Genomic DNA, 1,198 nt, shown 5'->3' on the forward strand with positions numbered 1-1,198 from the left:
GGTAATCCCCCCGAAAAACCAGGGTGCTCATAAGTAGAATTTTCCCGTACCTTGAACGCAGGAGGTTCTACATGAAAACATCACGCTTTAGCGATACCCAGATCATCGCCATCCTCAAACAAGCTGAGGCTGGAGCTCCCGTCCCGGAGCTCTGCCGCGAGCATGGCATAAGCACGACCACCTTCTACAAGTGGCGTTCCAAATTCGGGGGGATGGATGCCTCCCTCATGGCTCGACTCAAGGAGCTGGAGGACGAAAACCGCCGCCTCAAGAAGATGTACGCCGAGGAGCGCCTCAAGGCAGAGATCATCACCGAGGCCATGGCAAAAAAGTGGTAACGCCATCTGCCCGCCGGGAGATGGCGACCAAAGCCGTGACTCACTACGCCATATCCATCCGTCTGGCTTGCCGGATCTTCAAGGTCAGTGAAAGCTGCTATCGCTATCAGCCCGTGCTGGTCGATGAAAACCAGGAAATTGCCGATTGGCTGCTACGTATCACGGCCAGCCAGCGCAACTGGGGCTTCGGGTTATGCTTTTTGTACCTGCGCAACGTCCAAGGCTTTGGCTGGAATCACAAACGGGTATACCGGATCTATCGGGCGCTGGAGCTCAATCTGCGGATAAAACCCAGGAAACGGTTGGTTCGGGCTAAGCCAGAGCCGTTGGCGGTTCCCGACCAGCCTAATCAGTGCTGGTCGATGGACTTTATGCATGACCAGCTCAGCGATGGCCGCTCGGTGCGGCTGTTTAATGTGATCGATGACTTCAATCGTGAAGCGCTGTGCATCGAGGTGGATTTCTCCTTACCCGCCTCACGAGTCAAACGGGCGCTGGAGCAGGTGATCACGTGGCGAGGTAAGCCCGCCATTATCCGATGTGACAATGGCCCGGAATACATCAGCGAAGAGCTCAAGCGATGGGCGAAACAGGAGGGGATAACCCTGGGCTATATCCAGCCAGGAAATCCGCAGCAGAATGCCTACATCGAACGGTTTAACCGCACGGTGCGCTACGACTGGCTGGGCCATTACCTGTTTGAGTCACTGAATGAACTACAGGAGTTTGCCACGAACTGGCTGTGGGTTTATAACCATGAGCGGCCCAATATGGCGCTGGGTGGCTACACGCCGAAACAGCGTCTGGCACAGGCCGCATGACCTCTACTTTTGAATGCCCCTAAAAATGGGGGGATTACC

At 55.5% G+C, this 1,198-nt stretch carries 1 protein-coding gene; it reads left to right on the top strand.

The genetic code is table 11. The features are described 5' to 3' along the window. The first annotated feature begins 71 nt into the window (after positions 1 to 71). Positions 72 to 1,159, top strand: a protein-coding gene (locus PG899_RS24040; RefSeq protein WP_099368947.1) for an IS3-like element ISKpn10 family transposase whose coding sequence is annotated in 2 segments (ribosomal slippage) — positions 72 to 324 and positions 324 to 1,159 — 1,089 coding nt in all. Because the reading frame shifts where the segments join, the coding sequence is not laid out codon by codon here. Positions 1,160 to 1,198: the final 39 nt, after the last annotated feature.

This window comes from Aeromonas sp. QDB39 (assembly GCF_027707585.1).
In the GTDB taxonomy this organism is placed as follows: domain Bacteria; phylum Pseudomonadota; class Gammaproteobacteria; order Enterobacterales; family Aeromonadaceae; genus Aeromonas; species Aeromonas hydrophila.